This is a genomic window from Streptomyces sp. NPDC036984 (assembly GCF_055607665.1).
Genome location: NZ_JBVJRL010000008.1, coordinates 177,142 through 192,770 on the forward strand (window position 1 = coordinate 177,142; position 15,629 = coordinate 192,770).

Annotated in this window: 16 protein-coding genes and 1 tRNA gene; 11 read left to right on the forward strand and 6 right to left on the reverse strand. The window is 74.1% G+C overall.

Annotated elements, in window-relative coordinates:
* The first annotated feature begins 83 nt into the window (after positions 1-83).
* Positions 84-911 (forward strand): class E sortase, encoded by an 828-nt coding sequence (locus tag ACZ7DL_RS17605; protein WP_470775058.1) that lies wholly within the window; start codon positions 84-86, stop codon positions 909-911.
* Between the two features lie 7 nt (positions 912-918).
* Here the strand turns inward: ACZ7DL_RS17605 and ACZ7DL_RS17610 are convergent, their stop codons facing one another.
* Positions 919-2,322 (reverse strand): MFS transporter, encoded by a 1,404-nt coding sequence (locus ACZ7DL_RS17610; protein ID WP_470775059.1) that lies wholly within the window; start codon positions 2,320-2,322, stop codon positions 919-921.
* A 138-nt stretch (positions 2,323-2,460) separates the two neighbouring features.
* On the opposite strand from ACZ7DL_RS17610, the gene ACZ7DL_RS17615 reads away from it, so the two are divergent.
* The 4 genes from ACZ7DL_RS17615 to ACZ7DL_RS17630 all read left to right on the forward strand — a co-directional run bounded on the left by ACZ7DL_RS17615 (position 2,461) and on the right by ACZ7DL_RS17630 (position 5,176).
* Positions 2,461-3,009, forward strand: a complete 549-nt coding sequence (locus ACZ7DL_RS17615) for a winged helix-turn-helix transcriptional regulator (RefSeq protein ID WP_470775168.1) — start codon at positions 2,461-2,463, stop codon at positions 3,007-3,009.
* 29 nt (positions 3,010-3,038) lie between these two features.
* Positions 3,039-3,362: a DUF6412 domain-containing protein gene (locus ACZ7DL_RS17620; RefSeq protein WP_470775060.1), complete on the forward strand. Its 324-nt coding sequence runs from the start codon at positions 3,039-3,041 to the stop codon at positions 3,360-3,362.
* A 97-nt stretch (positions 3,363-3,459) separates the two neighbouring features.
* A complete protein-coding gene (locus ACZ7DL_RS17625) occupies positions 3,460-4,170 on the forward strand; it encodes a YidC/Oxa1 family membrane protein insertase (protein WP_470775061.1) in 711 nt (236 codons plus the stop codon).
* Positions 4,171-4,318: 148 nt separating this feature from the next.
* A complete protein-coding gene (locus ACZ7DL_RS17630) occupies positions 4,319-5,176 on the forward strand; it encodes a fumarylacetoacetate hydrolase family protein (RefSeq protein ID WP_470775062.1) in 858 nt (285 codons plus the stop codon).
* 341 nt (positions 5,177-5,517) lie between these two features.
* Here ACZ7DL_RS17630 and ACZ7DL_RS17635 read toward each other — a convergent pair whose 3' ends face one another.
* The 3 genes from ACZ7DL_RS17635 to ACZ7DL_RS17645 form a co-directional block, all read right to left on the reverse strand.
* Positions 5,518-6,384, reverse strand: coding sequence for an LLM class F420-dependent oxidoreductase (locus ACZ7DL_RS17635; protein ID WP_470775063.1), 867 nt, complete (start codon positions 6,382-6,384; stop codon positions 5,518-5,520).
* Between the two features lie 96 nt (positions 6,385-6,480).
* A complete protein-coding gene (locus ACZ7DL_RS17640) occupies positions 6,481-6,984 on the reverse strand; it encodes a heme-degrading domain-containing protein (RefSeq protein WP_470775064.1) in 504 nt (167 codons plus the stop codon).
* Positions 6,984-8,057 (reverse strand): Gfo/Idh/MocA family protein, encoded by a 1,074-nt coding sequence (locus ACZ7DL_RS17645; RefSeq protein WP_470775065.1) that lies wholly within the window; start codon positions 8,055-8,057, stop codon positions 6,984-6,986. Before ACZ7DL_RS17645 ends, ACZ7DL_RS17640 begins: the two co-directional genes overlap by 1 nt.
* Before the next feature lie 48 nt (positions 8,058-8,105).
* Between ACZ7DL_RS17645 and ACZ7DL_RS17650 the strand changes: the two genes are divergently transcribed.
* The 5 genes from ACZ7DL_RS17650 (at position 8,106) to ACZ7DL_RS17670 (ending at position 13,293) form a co-directional block, all read left to right on the forward strand.
* Positions 8,106-9,557, forward strand: coding sequence for an ROK family transcriptional regulator (locus ACZ7DL_RS17650; protein WP_470775066.1), 1,452 nt, complete (start codon positions 8,106-8,108; stop codon positions 9,555-9,557).
* 245 nt (positions 9,558-9,802) lie between these two features.
* Positions 9,803-10,759, forward strand: a complete 957-nt coding sequence (locus ACZ7DL_RS17655) for a hypothetical protein (RefSeq protein WP_470775067.1) — start codon at positions 9,803-9,805, stop codon at positions 10,757-10,759.
* A gap of 416 nt (positions 10,760-11,175) precedes the next feature.
* Positions 11,176-11,955 carry an HAD-IIA family hydrolase gene (locus tag ACZ7DL_RS17660; protein WP_470775068.1) on the forward strand — a complete coding sequence of 260 codons (780 nt, stop codon included), beginning with the start codon at positions 11,176-11,178 and terminating at the stop codon, positions 11,953-11,955.
* A 114-nt stretch (positions 11,956-12,069) separates the two neighbouring features.
* The gene (locus ACZ7DL_RS17665) at positions 12,070-12,618 is read left to right on the forward strand and encodes a hypothetical protein (RefSeq protein WP_470775069.1); all 549 of its coding nucleotides are present in this window, start codon (positions 12,070-12,072) and stop codon (positions 12,616-12,618) included.
* A 3-nt stretch (positions 12,619-12,621) separates the two neighbouring features.
* Positions 12,622-13,293, forward strand: a complete 672-nt coding sequence (locus ACZ7DL_RS17670) for a class F sortase (RefSeq protein WP_470775070.1) — start codon at positions 12,622-12,624, stop codon at positions 13,291-13,293.
* A 6-nt stretch (positions 13,294-13,299) separates the two neighbouring features.
* On the opposite strand, the gene ACZ7DL_RS17675 is transcribed toward ACZ7DL_RS17670, so the two are convergent.
* Both ACZ7DL_RS17675 and ACZ7DL_RS17680 read right to left on the reverse strand, forming a co-directional pair.
* On the reverse strand, positions 13,300-13,989 hold the full coding sequence (locus ACZ7DL_RS17675; RefSeq protein ID WP_470775071.1) for a FadR/GntR family transcriptional regulator: 690 nt from the start codon (positions 13,987-13,989) through the stop codon (positions 13,300-13,302).
* A 76-nt stretch (positions 13,990-14,065) separates the two neighbouring features.
* Positions 14,066-14,139, reverse strand: a tRNA-Lys gene (locus tag ACZ7DL_RS17680).
* Positions 14,140-14,325: 186 nt separating this feature from the next.
* On the opposite strand from ACZ7DL_RS17680, the gene ACZ7DL_RS17685 reads away from it, so the two are divergent.
* Positions 14,326-15,615: a peptidoglycan-binding protein gene (locus ACZ7DL_RS17685; protein ID WP_470775072.1), complete on the forward strand. Its 1,290-nt coding sequence runs from the start codon at positions 14,326-14,328 to the stop codon at positions 15,613-15,615.
* Positions 15,616-15,629 lie beyond the last annotated feature (14 nt).

Here is a 15,629-nt window from a genome sequence, read left to right on the forward strand (position 1 = left end):
GTGAGGTCCTTGCCCTGCTCCCTCTGGCCAGTTGAGGGCGCCGCGCCTATCGTGCGGGCGGCTTGGGCGGAGGTGGGGTGCGGATGCGGACGGCTTCGGGCGTACGGGTCGTACGGGTCGTACGGCACAGCGATCGGCGCCGGCGGGCCCGGCGCCGGCGGGTGCTGTGGAGCGGGGGCGAGGTGCTCGTGACGGCCGGGCTGGTCCTTCTGCTGCTGGTCGTGCACCAGCTGTGGTGGACCAACCGCGAGGCCCGGCGCGGGGCCGAGCGGAAGGTGGCGGCACTGGAACGGGAGTGGGGCAGCGGCACGACGGCCCCCGGCAGCGGTACGACGGCTCCCGGCAGCGGCACCGCCGGCGGTGCCGGCGCATCCGGTACGCCCTCCGCCGCGGCACCGGCCGCCCCCGGCGCATCCCGCGCGCCGCAACGCGCGAACACCCCCGTGATCCTGCCCCGGCGGTCCCAGGCGTACGCCGTGCTCACCATCCCCCGGCTGGGTCTGCGCGTCCCCGTCGCCGAGGGGGTGAGCAGGGCGGACGTCCTGAACAAGGGATACGCCGGCCACTACCCGGGGACGCAACAGCCGGGGCAGGCGGGGAACTTCGCGCTCGCCGGGCACCGGAACACGCACGGCGAGCCTTTCCGGTACCTGCCCCGGCTGCGGCGGGGGGACGACATCGAGGTGGAGACGCGGTCGGCGACGTACACGTACGAGGTCGACAGGATCCTGCCGCGCACGTCGGCCACCGACTCGGGGGTGGTGCGGCCCGTCCCGCGCTCGCTCGTGCGGCCCGGGTACGGGTACGACGAGCCGGGCCACTACCTCACCCTGACCACCTGCACACCCGAGTTCACCTCGCGGTACCGGCTGGTGGTGTGGGGTCGGCTGGTGTCGATGCGGCCGAGGTGAGCCCGGGTCACCCGCGCGCTCCCCGCTCCCGCAGGGCCAGCACGCTCACCGCGCCCGCCGCCGCCAGCCCCGCCGACACCAGCAGGGCGGTGTCCGCGCCGTCGGCCATGCCGCCGGCCGAGGTGGCGAGGGCGATGGTCAGGGCCACGCCGGCGGAGGAGCCGATGTAGCGGAAGGTCTGCTGGGCGCCGGAGCCCATCGCGGCCCGCTCGGGCGGCACCGACTCCACGGCGAGCAGCGGCAGCGCGCCGTTGAGCAGGCCGCTGCCGACGCCGCCGACGATCAGGCCGGGCAGCAGGCGGGTCCAGGAGCCGGAGCCGAGGGCGCCGAGCATGGTGACGACCGCGATCGCGTGCAGGCCGAAGCCGAGGGCGAGCTGGACGCGCGGGGCGACGCGGCGCGCCAGGTGCTTGACCTGGAGGGCGACGGCGAAGCTCAGGCCGGACCAGAGCAGGAACAGCCAGGCGGTGGCCAGTGGGGAGAGCCGGAGCGTCTGCTGGAGCAGCGCGGGCAGGAAGCTGAAGATGCCGATCACGGCCAGGCCGGTGAACAGGCCGCCCGCGGAGGAGGCCAGGAAGCGGGGCCGGCGCAGCAGGCCGAGGTCGATCATCGGGGTGCCGGTCCGGTGCTCCACCGCGACGAACACGGCGACCAGGACGACGGCCGCCGCGAGCAGCAGCCCGACCGGGGCGCGCAGCCAGCCGTCCCGGCCCAGGGTCAGGGCCGCGACCAGGGCCACCAGGGCCAGGCCGAAGGTGAGCGCGCCGAGCACGTCCGGCCGGCCGCCGCGCGGGGCGCGCGACTCGGCGAGCGCCCGGGTGCCGAGCGCGGCCACGACGAGGGCGGCGGCGCCCAGGACGCCGTAGCCCACCCGCCAGTCCGGCAGCGCGCCCGCGAGCAGCGGGCCCACGGCGATACCGCCGCTGACGAAGGCGCCCCACACGCCGGTGGCGTGCAGCCGGCCGCGCGGGCTGGGGAAGGCGTGCACGATCAGGCCCAGGCTGCTGGCCAGCAGGGCCGCGCAGGCCGCGCCCTGGGCGATGCGGGCCAGGGTGAACTGCCAGGTCGACGTGGTGAACGCGCCGAGCACGGCGGTGAGGCCGAGGCCGAGGGTGCCGGCGAGGAAGATCCGGCGCCGGCCGTGGTCGTCGGCGAGGCTGCCGGCCACCAGGAGGAGGGCGGCGAGGCCGAGCGGGGTGCCGTTGAGCAGCCACGCCTGGGCGGAGAGCGGGGTGTGCAGGGCGGCCGCGATGTCCGGCAGCGTGACCATCGGGGCCGTGTAGATCATCAGGGCCACGGTGGTGGCGGCGCTGGTCAGGGCGAGGGTGGCGCGGGGTCGCACGGGGGCGTCCCGGGCGGTGGCGCCGCGTACGGCCGCCGCGGGGGTGGTGGCGGAGTCGAGCCGGGTCATGGCCTGTCCTGTCCTTCCGGGGCCCCGGTCCTGTCCGCCGGGGTGTGCGGCATTCGGTTCGGTCATTGAACTGACCTGTCGCGACCACCGTAGCACTGTCGGTTCGTTCACTGAACCAATGTGCGGTCAATGGTTACAGTGGACGGCATGGCACTGGGCAAGGACTACGCGACGCAGGAGTGCTCGATCGCCCGCGCGCTGGAGGTCGTCGGCGAGCGGTGGACGCTGCTCGTCGTCCGCGACGCGATCTACGGCGTCCGGCGCTACAACGACTTCCTCGTCCACCTCGGCATCCCGCGCGCCGTCCTGTCGGCCCGGCTCCGCACGCTCACCGAGGAGGGGATCCTCGAGAAGCGCCGGTACCAGGAGACCCCGCCCCGGGACGAGTACGTCGTCACCGAGCGCGGTGCCGCCCTGTGGCCCGCGCTGCGCGCCCTCGCCCAGTGGGGCCGCGAGCACGTCGACGGCAATCGGCTGCGCCTGTTCCGGCACGCGGACTGCGGCGGGGACGTCGAGCCGTACGGAATGTGCACCGCCTGCGGAACTCTCGTGCCGGTCGCGGACGTTGTCATGGTGCCGGGGCCGGAACTCGACTCCGCGCCGGCGGATCCGGTCAGCAGGGCGCTGCTGCGGCCCAAGCGGCTGCTGGAGCCCCTGGAGACCGATCCGGTGCACCTGGCACACTGACAGACAGTCATACGAAGGGGGGAGTGCTGATGACCGGCCGTGTCGCCACCGGGCGCTCCCTCGCCCTCCTGCTGGTCCTGGCCCAGCTGCTGCTGCTCCAGGCCGCGCTCCTCGGCACCGGCGGCCTCACCACCGCCGTCGCCCTCGCCGCGACCGCCACCGCCGCCGCCATGCTCGCCGCCTGCACCCTGCTGGCCGCGCGCAGCGTGCCCCTCGTGCCACCCACCCGCGTCCGCACGGCGATACGCGACCGGGCCCGCCGTACGGCCTTCCTGCCCCAGCGCGATCCCGACGCGCCCGGCCGGCGGCGGCCCAGAGCACCCGGACACACCCGTCCGGCGACCGCCGCGTAGGGCACGTCCTCGCACCTCTCAGCGCGTGACCCCGCGCGGGTCGTCATGCCGTTCTCCGTTCGCTTCCGGCACGACGAGACCCCCGGAGGGCTCACCCATGTCCGTTTTCGCCGATCTGGTCGAGCAGCTCGCCGACCTGCTGACCCCGCTCTTCCACGCCTCCGCGGCGGCCGCCGCGATCGTCCTGTTCACCGCGCTGGTACGGCTCCTCGTCCACCCGCTGTCCCGGGCCGCCGCCCGCGGCAGGCGGGCCCGCGCCGCGCTTCAGCCGAGAGTCGCCGAGCTGCGCGCCAAGCACGCCGAGGACCCGCAGCGGCTCCAGCAGGCGGTGCTGGAACTGCACGCCGAGGAAAAGGTCTCGCCGCTCTCCGGCTGCCTGCCCAGCCTGCTCCAGCTGCCCGCCTTCTTCCTCCTCTACCACCTGTTCTCCAGCTCCACGATCGACGGGGAGGGCAACGGCCTGCTCGGCCACCGGCTGCTGGCGGCACCGCTCGGCGGGCGCTGGTCCGACGCGCTCGCCGACGGCGGGATATTCGGCCCGGCCGGGCTGGTCTACGTCGGCCTCTTCGTCCTCGTCGCCGCCGTGGCCGCCGTCAACTACCGGCGCGCCAGGCGGACCATGGCCGAGCAGCCGGCACCGGCCGTCGCCGGTGCGGAGGTGCCGGGGCTCGGCGCGGTCACCCGGGTCGCACCCTTCCTGTCCTTCTTCACGCTCGTCACCGTGGCGGTCGTCCCGCTCGCCGCCGCGCTGTACATCGTCACCAGTACGGCCTGGAGCGCGGCGGAACAGGCCCTGCTGTCCCGCTGAGCCCGCCGCCTACCCCGAGCGGCCCCGGTTACGGTCCAGTACGTGAACAGGGTCTTGCGGACTGGACGGCGGAATTGGAGGATCGGCCAGTCCTCCGATGGCTGCACCCATCGGCCGGGCGCCCCCGCGATCGAGGGAGATTGTGACCATGAAGCTGCTGCGAGTCGGTACGGCCGGGGCCGAGCGCCCCGCACTGCTCGACGCCGAGGGGACCCTGCGGGACCTGTCGGGCCTCGTGGACGACATCGACGGTGCGCTCCTCGCCGACGACACGGCGCTCGACCGGGTGCGGGCGGCGGCCGAGGCCGGTGAGCTGCCCGCGCTGGACCCGGCCGGCCTCAGGATCGGGCCCCCGCTCGGCCGCATCGGGAAGGTCGTGTGCATCGGGCTCAACTACCACGACCACGCCCGCGAGACGGGCGTCGAGCCGCCCCCCGAGCCCGTCGTCTTCCTCAAGGCGCCGGACACGGTCGTCGGGCCGCACGACACGGTGCTGGTACCGCGCGGCTCGGCCAAGACCGACTGGGAGGTCGAGCTCGCGGTCGTCATCGGCCGCACGGCCCGCTACCTGGATTCGGCCGAGGAGGGCCTCGCGCACGTCGCCGGCTACGCGGTGGCGCACGACGTCTCCGAGCGGGAGTTCCAGATCGAGCGCGGCGGCACCTGGGACAAGGGCAAGAACTGCGAGACGTTCAACCCGCTGGGGCCCTGGCTGGTGACGGCCGACGAGGTCGCCGACCCGCAGGATCTGTCGCTGAGGCTGTGGGTGAACGGGGAGCTGAAGCAGGACGGCACGACGGCCCAGCAGATCTTCCCCGTCGGGGAGGTCGTGCGGTACCTGAGCCGGTTCATGACGCTGTACCCCGGGGACGTCATCAACACCGGGACGCCCGCGGGGGTGGCCATGGGGCAGCCCGAGCCGAAGCCGTATCTGCGGGCCGGGGACGTGGTCGAGCTGGAGATCGCCGGGCTCGGCCGGCAGCGGCAGGAGCTCAAGGACGCCTAGGGGGTTTCGTTTGGATCAGGTCGGATCAGGCCGCGGCGCATGGTGCGGTGCATCGCAAGGCGGAGGATCACCCGCGTACTGGGCGTACTCGGGTGGTCCGACAACGCGGCGAGGTGCCATGCCGGGCGTCGCGGACCCGGGCTGATCCAAACGAAGCCCCCTAGGTCCCGTCCTCACACTCCCGTCGTCCGCCCGGAGGGCGGCAGGCGGGAACTTGACGACAGGGCCTGAGAGGGCGGGGGCCGCGCGCGTCCGGCGGCTGCGGGTCCGCCGTGGCCGCTCGCGCCCGCGCCGCGGAGCCGCACGTCGAACACGGCCCCGCGCCCCTTGGGCGGGACCGGTCACCCGAGCAATGGAGCCAGGCGGCGCCATTCCTCCCTCGGGAGGGTGCCGTCTGTGTTCGCCGTCACCACCTGGAGGGCCACGTGGTCCGCGCCCGCCTCGTGGAAGGCCGTGATGCGTTCACGGATCCGGTCCTCGTCGCCCCAGGCGAAGACCGCGTCGACAAGGCGGTCGCTGCCGCCGTCCGTGACGTCGTCGTCCGTGAAGCCCAGGCGGAGGAAGTTGCCGGTGTAGTTGGGCAGTTCCAGGTAGCGGGCGAGGTAGGCGCGGGCGGTCTCCCGGGCGCGGGCCGGGTCGCTCTCCAGGACCACCTTGAACTCGGGCGCGAGCAGGGGCTGTTCACCCAGGATCTCGCGGGCCCGGACGGTGTGCTCGGGCGTGACCAGGTAGGGGATCGCGCCCGCCGCGCGGTTGCCGGACAGGCCCAGCATCCTGGGCCCCAGCGCGGCCAGCACGCGGCGGCCGGCGGGAACGCCCGCCTTGTCCAGCGCGTCGAGGTAGTCGACCATCGCCGCGTACGGGCGGCTGTAGTCCTTCACCAGCGGGCCGTGGCTCACCCCGAGGCCCAGCGCGAAGCGGCCGGGATGGGCCGCCTCCAGCTCGGCGAAGCCGGCCGTCGTCGTGGCCGCGTCCTGCTGCCAGACGCTCTGGATGCTCGTGCCGACGGTGACGCGCCGCGTCGCCCCGATGAGCGGGGCCGCGTTGTCCGCCGTGCTGTTGCCGCCCAGCCAGATGGCGCCGTACCCGAGTTCCTCCAACTCGGCTGCGGCCTCCTCCAGTTCGCCGCGCCGGGCCGGGTCCTCCGAGCGCAGCTCGAAGCTCCAGATGCCGTAGCGGCCGACGGACTCCTTCAGCGAAGTGGTCATCGGGTGTGGTCCCTCCGGTGGTGGGCGGTGCCGTGATCGTCACGTCTTCCGCCACTGCCAACCGGAGGGCCGTCCCGGATGATTCCCGCCGTTCCCTCAGCCGGCCGAACGGCCGAGGAACTTCTCCAGCGCCTCCACCACGAACCGGTGGTCCTGGAGCTGGGGCAGGCCGGAGACGGTCACCGCGCCGATCACACCGACGCCCTCGACCGTGATCGGGAAGGAGCCGCCGTGCGCCGCGTACGCGTCCGGGTCCAGACGGGAGGACTCCTCGAAGGTGCTGCCCTTGGCCCGGAAGCGGGCGCCGACCAGGTAGGAGGCGGCGCCGTAGCGCTCCACCACCCGGCGCTTGCGGGCGATCCAGGCGTCGTTGTCCGGGGTGGATCCGGGCAGGGCCGCGTGGAAGAGCTGCTGTCCGGCGCGGTGGATGTCGATGGCGACCGGGGCCTGCCGCTCCCGGGCCAGCTCGACCAGCAGCGAGCCGAGCGCCCAGGCGTCGTCGTACGTGAACGTCCGGAAGACCAGGCGGCGTTGCTGCGCCTCCAGCTCCTCGACCGACGGGGTGAGCTCGGGGGTGGTCCTGGGTGTGATCTGGGGCATCAGAGGGTCACCGTCACCTTGTCCCGGGCGGACCTGCGGGCCGCTTCCAGTACGTCGAGGGCGGCGGCCGCCTCCAGGGCGGTCACCGGGTTGGGGCCGGTGCCGCGCAGGGCGCCGGCGACGGCCGCGTAGTAGGCGGGGTAGTCACCGGGGAGGGTCGGTACGGGGGTGCCGCCGCCGGTCAGCGGGGACTCGCCGGACCCGAGGCGGCCCCACAGGGACTGGTCCTCGGCGCCCCAGTCGGCGAAGGTGCCGGGGCGGCTGCCCTCGCGCAGAGCCGCCTCCTGGGGGTCCAGGCCGTACTTGACGTAGCCCGCGCGCGAGCCGAGCACGCGGAAGCGGGGGCCGAGCTGGGCGGCCGTGGCGGAGACGTAGAGGTGGGAACGGACTCCGCTCGCGTGGGTGAGGGCGATGAAGGTGTCATCGTCGGTCTCGGCGCCGGGGCGGCGGATGTCCGTCTCGGCGTAGACCTCGGTGGCCGGGCCGAAGAGGACCAGGGCCTGGTCGACGACATGGCTGCCGAGGTCGTAGAGCAGACCTCCGATCTCTGCGGGGTCGCCGGACTCGCGCCAGCCGCCCTTGGGCTGGGGGCGCCAGCGTTCGAAGCGGGACTCGAAGCGCCAGGCGTCGCCGAGTGCACCGTCCGCCAGGAGCCGGCGAAGGGTCAGGAAGTCGTTGTCCCAGCGGCGGTTCTGGAAGACCGACAGGAGCAGGCCGCGCTCCTCGGCGAGGGCGGCGAGCGCGCGGGCCTCGGCGGCGGTGCCGGCGACCGGCTTGTCCACGACCACCGGCAGGCCCGCCTCGAGGGCGGCCGTGGCCAGCGGGACGTGCGTCTTGTTCGGGGAGGCGATGACGATCAGGTCGAGCTCGGCCGCGCGGTCGAACACCTCCTCGGGGCCGGCGGCGAGCGCCACGTCCGGGAACTCGGTGCGTGCCTGCTGCTGCCGTTCCGGACTGGAGGTGACCACGGTGTCCAGGGCGAGGCCCTCGGTCGCGGCGATCAGCGGGGCGTGGAAGACGGAGCCGGCGAGGCCGTAGCCGATCAGGCCGACGCGGAGGGGCGTAGCAGTCATGCCCTCCACTTTGGCAACGCTGTTGCGAAAGTGCAAGCGGGGGGCAGAATGGGTGGCGTGAACAGGACGAGGACCACGCGGAACGGCGGACCGGCGGGTGCGAATCTGGGGGCGGTGCGCAGTCACAACACCGCGCTGGTGCTGGGGCTGCTGCGGGACGCCGGGGCCGAGGGCATCAGCAGGCTGGAGCTGGCCGAGCGCACCGGCCTGACCCCGCAGGCCGTCAGCAAGATCACCGCGCGGCTGCGGGAGGCGGGGTTCGTGGTGGAGGCCGGGCGGCGGGCGTCGACCGGCGGCAAGCCGCGGACCGTACTGCGGCTGGTCCCGGAGGCGGGACATGCGGTCGGGGTCCACCTGGACCGCGACGAGCTGCGGGTGGTGCTGCTGGATCTGGACGGGGCCGTGGTGGGGGAGCGGCGCGCGGAACTGGACCTGGGGGCGGGGGCGGAGGCCGTGCTGGGGGCGGTGTGCGGGGTGGTCGAGGGGCTGGTGGGGGAGCGCCTGGGCGCGGACGGCGGGGGGACGGCGCCGGGTGCGGGTGCGGGTGCGGGTGCGGTGGCGGCGGCGGTGGTCGGTGGGGTGGCCGGTGGGGTGTCTGGTGGCGCCGGGGCTGCCCAGGGGGCGGCCGGAGGTGCGGGGGCTGTCGGTGGGGTGGCCGGAGGTGCGGGGGCTGTCGGTGGGGTGGCCGGAGGGGCGGGGGCTGTCGGTGGGGTGGCCGTAGGGGCGTCCGAGGGTGGGGAGGCTGCCGGTGAGGCGTCCGGTGGCGCGGTGGGTGTGTCGGGGGCGGTCGGTGGTGTGACCGGGGTCGGGCTCGCCGGGGTCGGGTCACTGGTGGGGGTGGGGGTGGCGCTTCCGGGGCCGCTGGATCATGCGCGGGGGGTGCTGCACCGGGTCACCGGGTTCCCCGAGTGGGACGGCTTTCCGCTGCGGGACGCACTCGCGGAACGGCTGGGGGTGCCGGTGGTGGTGGACAAGGACACCAACGCCGCCGCTCTGGGGCTGGCGGTCGAGGGTACGAAGGACGCGGCGGGCCCGTCCTTCGCCTATCTGCATCTGGGTACGGGGCTCGGCGCCGGGCTCGTGATCGGCGGCAGCGTGCACCGCGGGGCGCGGACCGGGGCCGGGGAGTTCGGACACCAGGTGATCCGGCTGGACGGGCCGCTGTGCGAGTGCGGGAACCGGGGGTGCGTGGAGGCGCTGTGCCTCGGGGCCGTGGCGCGGGGGGAGGCGGCCGAGGCGGCGCGGGTGCTGGGCGTGGCGGCCGGGAATCTGGTGGGGCTGCTGGACATCGATGTGGTGCTGCTCGGCGGGCGGACGGTTGCCGGAGCGCCCGAGGTGTATGTGCGAGGGGTGGCGGAGGTGTTGGCCGCGCGGGCTCGACAAGAGGGCGTGCGTGGGCGGTCGGTGCCGGTGCGGGTCGCTCCGCGAGGGGAGCGGGCGGTGGCCGAGGGGGCTGCGCAGTTGCTGTTGGCGCCGTTGTTCGGGCGGGGGGACGGGTGATGGTGGTGCCGGGGAACCCTGTGCTGTCGCTTGCCCGCGCCGGCGGGGAGCCTCCGCCACGTTCGTGCAGCAGGGGACATCCCCCGGATCCGCTCGCAGGCACGCCGGTGTTCTCGATCAGGCGCGCGGGGAAGTGACCCTGCCGGGCGTGAACGGTGCCGGCTCCGCCGATCGAGCGGACTTCGGCCCCGCCCGCCGAGTGGTGCCGCCCGATCCCCAGGGCCGCCCGGCATGGTCATGTGTTCATGCGACTGTGCACGCCCCTGTCACTCTGCCTTGCCGCAGCCGCCGCCGCCGTCGTCGTCCCCGTCGGCGCCCCCGCGTCGCCGGAAGCCGCCTACGCCGCCGCCTCGGCCCCGTCCTGTGTCGCCGCCGACGCGGGGACCTTCCCGCTGGCCACCCGGATCCGCGGCGGGCCCGACTCCTATGAGGCGGGCGGCGGATACGGCACCTGGTACATCGACCTCACCAACACCACCGGCCGGGCCTGTGCCGGCATCCACCCGGTCGTGGTCCTCGTGGACGACCAGCGCGCGCTGCGCCCGTCACAGCCCCGGCTGGACTTCTACGACGGCTCCCGTATGCGGCCGGTGGCCTTCGAGAGCACCGACGAGCAGGAGCTGGTCGGAGTGCTGGACGGCACCGGGTTCGGCGGGTTCACCGTGCCGGCCGGCGGGACCGTCAGCGTCCGGGTCCGGCTCGCGCTCACCTCCGACACCGCGGCCGGCCAGGTCACCGCCAACGCCGCCGTCGTACAGCGGCGGGGCCAGGACGGGGACTGGGTCGGGGAGTCCGACGCGTACCGCTTCGGGATCGGCGGGAAAGAGGAGCAAGAGGAGCAAGAGGAGCAAGAGGAGCAAGAGCAGCAAGAGGAGCAAGAGGAGCAAGAGCAGCAAGAGGAGCAAGAGGAGCAAGAGCAGCAAGAGGAGGAGGCGCAGCAGGTGCAGGACGGGCAGGACGCCGGCGGTGTGACGGTGACCCCGTCCGGCAGTGCACCGGCCACCGCTCCCACCCCCGCCCCCGCCGACGACGCCACCCCGGACTCCACCCTGCCCTTCGCCGAGGAGGCGCGGGAGGCCGGCGAGCGGGCGCGCGAGCTGGCCCGCACCGGGCCGGGGCTCGCCCACGGGCTGCTCGCGGCCGGCGCGGCCCTGCTCGGCGTGGGCGCCGGCGCGTTCCTGCTGGCCCGCGGCCGCCGCTGAACCGGGGTCCGGTCCCGCACCCGCGCGCCCCCGGCCGCGGCTGAACCAGGGCTGCGCTGCGGGCGGTCGCCGGGTTCGTCCGGCCCGCGTCCGGGCGGATGTTCCTCGGCGATGTGCAGATGAACTACGCCCGGTCCGAGACCATGCCCCACCTCGGCATCCGGTTCCCGGCCGGCACCGGCGGCAAGCTCGCCACCTTCGCCCTGCCCTACGTGCGCCGAGAACTTCACGTCCTACGTCGAGGACTGGAAGCCCGCCACCGGCAGCCGACCCCGCACCCACTGCCGGCGGACAAGCGGTTAACCGGTGATCGACAGGGTCAGGATCCACCGGTCCTGACTAGGCTGGGGGCGTCGGTACGCCGTGGTTCCGGCGCCCCCGCTTCTCGACCGTACGTACGCCAGGAGACGCACAACATGGCAGACCGCAAGCCCATCGAGTCTTGGCTCACCGACATGGACGGCGTCCTGATCCACGAGGGGGTGCCGATCCCCGGCGCCGAGGCCTTCCTGAAGAAGCTGCGCGAGTCCGGCCGACCCTTCCTGGTGCTCACCAACAACTCCATCTACACCGCCCGCGACCTGCACGCCCGGCTGCGGCGCATGGGCCTGGACGTGCCGGTGGACAACATCTGGACCTCGGCCCTGGCCACCGCCCAGTTCCTGAACGACCAGCGGCCCGGCGGCAGCGCCTACGTCATCGGCGAGGCCGGCCTGACCACCGCACTGCACGACATCGGCTACATCCTCACCGACCACGACCCCGACTTCGTGATCCTGGGCGAGACCCGCACCTACTCCTTCGAGGCCCTGACCAAGGCCGTCCGGCTGATCAACAACGGTGCCCGGTTCATCGCCACCAACCCCGACAACGTCGGCCCCTCCATCGAGGGCGACCTGCCCGCCACCGGCTCGGTCGCCGCCCTGATCACCGCCGCGACCGGCAAGAAGCCGTACTTCGTCGGCAAGCCGAACCCGCTGATGATGCGGGCCGGGCTGAATGCGATCGGCGCCCACTCCGAGACGTCCGCGATGATCGGCGACCGCATGGACACCGACGTGCTGGCGGGCCTGGAGGCCGGGATGCGCACGTTCCTGGTGCTCAGCGGCGTGACCCAGCCCGACTCCATCGACCGTTACCCGTTCCGCCCGTCGGAGGTCGTCGACTCCATCGCGGACCTGGTCGACCTGGTCTGAGCGCGGGGGTCCGCCCGGCCGAAACCCGGTGTCACCCGTTCGGAGCAGCGGGGCGCCTCCCGAGGATGCGGGAGCGCCCTGAGCGGGGGAGTCTCCTGGTACTGGAGGTTCACGATGGGCTCACTACGCCTCACTCTCTGTACCGCACTCCTCGCCGTCGCCGCGGTCGCCCCGGCCGCCCACGCGGCGGACGGCGGCTCGGTCACCCTGACCCCCGCCACCCCGGCGCCGGGCGACGACGTCACCCTGCGGGTCAGCGGCTGCGCCGGCGAGCAGGGCACGGCCGCCTCGGCCGCCTTCGTCGCCGACGCCCGGCTGACCGGCGCCCAGGGCATCCTGGCCGGCGAGACCCGCGTCCGTTCCGCCCTGGAGCCGGGCGCCTACACCGTGAAGATCACCTGCGCCGACCAAGTGATCACCGGCAGGATCACCGTCATGGCGGCGGGAGGTGCCCGGCCGGCGGAGCCCACCCGGCCGTCCACCGCCCCCGCCTCGCCCGTCGCCCCGGTCCCCGCGGGCGGCGGCGGCGCGGCGCACTTCGCCACGGTGGCCACCAGCGGCTCCGGCCCCGACACCGTCCAGGCCGTGACCGGCCTGGCGCTCGCCGGGGTCGCCGCGGTCGCGGTCGGGCTGCGCGCCCGCCGGAGCCGCGGCACCCGCTGAGCCATGTCCGACGACCAGGCGCGCGGCCCGGGCGGCGGGCGGCTCGTGACCGGTCTGGCCTGGGCGCTGCTGCTGTTCGGGCTGTGGCTGTGGGGGCGCGGGGTCACCGGTGTCCAGCCGAGCACGGACGGCCCCACCACGGGCGACGTCTTCAGCCTCGGCCACCCCGCCGACCCCGCCCTGCTGCCGCGCCCGGCGAAGCCCCTGGGTGACGCGCTGCCCCAGCGCGTCGACATCCCGCGGCTCGGTGTCCAGGCCCCGGTGGTGGCCCGCGGCCTGGACGCCCAGGGTGCCGTCGATCCTCCGCCCTACGACCAGCCGGGCGTGGTCGGCTGGTACGGCGCCGGCCCCAAGCCCGGCGCGGCGGGGGCCGCCCTGCTGGTGGGGCACGTCGACACCGAGTCCCGGCCCGCCGTCTTCTACCAGCTCAGCACCGTCCAGCCCGGCGAGAGGGTCCGGGTGGTGCGTGCGGACGGCAGGGTCGCCGAGTTCACCGTCGACGACGTCCGCGTCCTGCCCCGCGAGGGCTTCGACGCCCGGCTGGCCTACGGCGCCCGCGAACCGGGCCGGGCCGAACTCCGCCTGATCACCTGCGGCGGCTCCTTCGACCGGGCCAGCCGCAGCTACACGGCGAACGTGGTGGTCTCCGCCTACCTCACCGGGACGGTCCGCTGAGCCGGTTCACCCGTTGGACACGGCCACCGGGGACAGCCGGGTGCGGATGTTGCCGAAGTGCTCTCTTATGGCCCGCTCGGCCCGCAGCGAGTCGCCGGAGCGCACCGCGTCCAGGATCTCCCGGTGCTGGCGGCAGGTGACCCGCGGATCCTGCGCCACCTCCACCAGGTCCTGCTGCACCCGGTGGAAGGCGTCCCAGAACGCCTCCAGCACCTCGCCGAGCAGCACGTTGTCCAGCCCCCGGTAGAGGGTGGCGTGAAAGGCGCGGTCGGTCTCGGCGAGCCCGGCCCCCTCGGCGGCCTCCCGCTCCATGCGCTCCACGAGCGCCTCCAGTGCCACGAGGTCCGCCTCCGGCAGCCGCCCGGCCAGCCGCGACACCAGCCCGGTCTCCACGGCCTCGCGCAGTTCCAGCAGCTGGAGCAGGGAGTCCTCGCCGCGGTAGTGGCCGGCGACGGTGCGGAAGGCCAGCCCCTCGATCATCGGCGCGAACGACATCGAGCCGACGTACGTCCCGAACCCGTGCCGGATCTCCACGATCCCCATCGCCTGGAGCGCCTTCAGCGCCTCCCGCACCGAGTTCCGGCTCGCCCCGAGGAGCCGCATCAGCTCGGGCTCGGTGGGCAGCGGGGCGCCCGAGGGCAGCCGCTGGTCCACGATCAGCTTCTTGATCCGCTCCTGAAGGTCCCGGGCTGCCATGGCCAGAGGGTATCCGGCCATTCGGGCGGAGGGCATACGAAAAGCCCCCCGCTTCCGCGAGGGGCTTTCCGGTCGGTGCGCCGCCAGGGACTCGAACCCCGGACCCGCTGATTAAGAGTCAGCTGCTCTAACCAACTGAGCTAGCGGCGCCTGCTGACGAAGAAAACTCTACCTGACCTGGAGGGGTGCTTCTGACCGCCGGGAGGTGGCGGACGGCCGCCAGGAGGGGACGCGTACATCATTCGGACCGTCAAAATGCGCGGTCTGACCACAGTTGGGAAACTGATCAACGTGCACACTCGCGGACAAATCACCCCCGAATGTGAGGCAGATCGCATGATCGCTCCGGTGTTCGAGGACATCGACCCCGGGAGCGACTGCGACTGCCCCGGCTGTGTCCACCGGGGGCGGCCGGCTCCCGGCCCGCCGCCCGGCCGCGGGAGGGCCCGCACGGTGGTGGTCGCGGCCGCCGCCTCCGCCGCCCTCGGCGCGGTTCCCCAGGCTGCCGCCCTCACCCCCGGCCACTCCCCGCACCGCCAGGCCCTGCCCGGCGACGGCGAGCCCGACACCCCCCAGGGCGCCAAGGCCCCGCTGCACGGCCCGGCGGGCAAGCCCGAGGGCTCCACCACCGTCCCGATCCCCGCCACCACCCGGACCGACATCATCAACCGGGCCAAGATCTGGGTGGCCGCGCAGGTGCCGTACAGCATGTACGCCTTCTGGTCCGACGGCTACCGGCAGGACTGCTCCGGCTATGTCTCCATGGCCTGGGGCCTGCCGGGCAACGAGTGGACGGGCAGCCTCGGCCAGTTCGGAGTGAAGATCACCAAGGAGGAGCTCCAGCCCGGTGACATCCTGCTCTACCACAACCCGGACGACCCGGAGAAAGGGTCCCATGTCGTGATCTTCGGCGGCTGGACCGACTACACCCACACCTACTACACGGTCTACGAGCAGACGCCCCCGCGCACCCGCCGCCAGACCACCCCCTATCCCTACTGGAGCCACACCGACAAGTACGTCCCCTACCGCTACAAGGGCGTGACGAAGGGCGCGGCCGGCGCCGCGGCGGCGGCGTCCGTGAAGACGGCGGTCGGCTACCCGGGTGCCGCCTACTTCGGGCCCGGCGCCGACAACACGTACGTCACCCTGCTCGGCGAGATGCTGATCGCCAGGGGCGCGGGCGCGTACTACGACAAGGGCCCGGGTCCGGTCTGGGGCGAGGCGGACCGGCGCGCCACCCAGGCGTTCCAGCGGGCCCAGGGCTGGACGGGCGACGTGGCCGACGGGCTGCCCGGGCCGCGCACCTGGGACCTGCTGGTCACCCGCAAGGGCAAGGACATCACGACCGGGGCGGCCGGCCTCGCCGCACCCGCCTCGCACGGGGTGCCCGGCTACCCCGGCCGGCAGTACTTCCGGCCGGGCGCGACCAACGACTACGTCACCCGGCTCGGTGTTCAGCTGGTGAAGAAAGGGTTCGGCCGGTTCTATGCCCTCGGTCCGGGTCCGCACTGGGGCGAGGCGGACCGGCGGGCCGTGGAGGCTTTCCAGCGCACCCAGGGCTGGCGGGGCGGCGCGGCGGACGGCTATCCGGGCCCGGAGACCTGGCGCCGCCTGTTCGCCTAGCCGCGCCCGCCCGC

Coding starts and splice junctions, on each gene's coding strand:
- ACZ7DL_RS17605 (WP_470775058.1), top strand. CDS start 84: ATGCGGACGGCTTCGGGCGTACGGGTCGTACGGGTCGTACGGCACAGC.
- ACZ7DL_RS17610 (WP_470775059.1), bottom strand. CDS start 2,322: ATGACCCGGCTCGACTCCGCCACCACCCCCGCGGCGGCCGTACGCGGC.
- ACZ7DL_RS17620 (WP_470775060.1), top strand. CDS start 3,039: ATGACCGGCCGTGTCGCCACCGGGCGCTCCCTCGCCCTCCTGCTGGTC.
- ACZ7DL_RS17625 (WP_470775061.1), top strand. CDS start 3,460: ATGTCCGTTTTCGCCGATCTGGTCGAGCAGCTCGCCGACCTGCTGACC.
- ACZ7DL_RS17630 (WP_470775062.1), top strand. CDS start 4,319: ATGAAGCTGCTGCGAGTCGGTACGGCCGGGGCCGAGCGCCCCGCACTG.
- ACZ7DL_RS17635 (WP_470775063.1), bottom strand. CDS start 6,384: ATGACCACTTCGCTGAAGGAGTCCGTCGGCCGCTACGGCATCTGGAGC.
- ACZ7DL_RS17640 (WP_470775064.1), bottom strand. CDS start 6,984: ATGCCCCAGATCACACCCAGGACCACCCCCGAGCTCACCCCGTCGGTC.
- ACZ7DL_RS17645 (WP_470775065.1), bottom strand. CDS start 8,057: ATGACTGCTACGCCCCTCCGCGTCGGCCTGATCGGCTACGGCCTCGCC.
- ACZ7DL_RS17650 (WP_470775066.1), top strand. CDS start 8,106: ATGGGTGGCGTGAACAGGACGAGGACCACGCGGAACGGCGGACCGGCG.
- ACZ7DL_RS17655 (WP_470775067.1), top strand. CDS start 9,803: ATGCGACTGTGCACGCCCCTGTCACTCTGCCTTGCCGCAGCCGCCGCC.
- ACZ7DL_RS17660 (WP_470775068.1), top strand. CDS start 11,176: ATGGCAGACCGCAAGCCCATCGAGTCTTGGCTCACCGACATGGACGGC.
- ACZ7DL_RS17665 (WP_470775069.1), top strand. CDS start 12,070: ATGGGCTCACTACGCCTCACTCTCTGTACCGCACTCCTCGCCGTCGCC.
- ACZ7DL_RS17670 (WP_470775070.1), top strand. CDS start 12,622: ATGTCCGACGACCAGGCGCGCGGCCCGGGCGGCGGGCGGCTCGTGACC.
- ACZ7DL_RS17675 (WP_470775071.1), bottom strand. CDS start 13,989: ATGGCAGCCCGGGACCTTCAGGAGCGGATCAAGAAGCTGATCGTGGAC.
- ACZ7DL_RS17685 (WP_470775072.1), top strand. CDS start 14,326: ATGATCGCTCCGGTGTTCGAGGACATCGACCCCGGGAGCGACTGCGAC.